Annotated in this window: 1 protein-coding gene; it reads left to right on the top strand. The window is 66.7% G+C overall.

Features of this window, described 5'->3' with window-relative positions:
• Positions 1-469, top strand: a 469-nt coding sequence (locus IU459_RS37595) for a condensation domain-containing protein (protein ID WP_195134316.1), incomplete at both ends; no start/stop codon positions are given.

Raw genomic sequence — 469 nt, 5'->3', positions numbered from 1 at the left:
GCCAGCAGTCGCTGCGCACGATCTTCCCCGAGTCCGGCGACGGCGGCTACCAGCAGGTGGTTCCGGTCGACCAGGTCGATCTCGGCATCGCGGTGCAGCCGATCGACGAGGCCGAATTGTACGGCGCCCTGGCCGAATTCGCCGCGCGCGGCTTCGACGTGACCTTCGAGCTCCCGATCCGGGTGCGCATCTATCAGGTTTCAAGTGGGGGAGTGGACGTTCGCAGTTCCAGCGCCGATGGAGTCGATCACGCAGTGGCGGTGGTGTTACACCATATAGCGGTCGACGGCTTCTCATTCGGCCCGTTCTCTCGGGATCTAATTGGGGCTCACCGGGCCCGTGCCGCGGGCGAGGCGCCGAACTGGGCGCCGCTGCCGGTGCAATACCAGGACTTCAGCGTGTGGCAGCGCGAGTTGCTCGGCGCCGAAGCCGACCCCGGCTCCATGGCGGCGCGCGAAATCGCCTATTG

The sequence above is a fragment of the Nocardia amamiensis genome (genome assembly GCF_015477605.1).
Classification (GTDB): Bacteria; Actinomycetota; Actinomycetes; order Mycobacteriales; family Mycobacteriaceae; genus Nocardia; species Nocardia amamiensis_A.
Note: the sequence above shows the minus strand (reverse complement) of the source record. Positions and strands in the feature narration are given on the sequence as shown.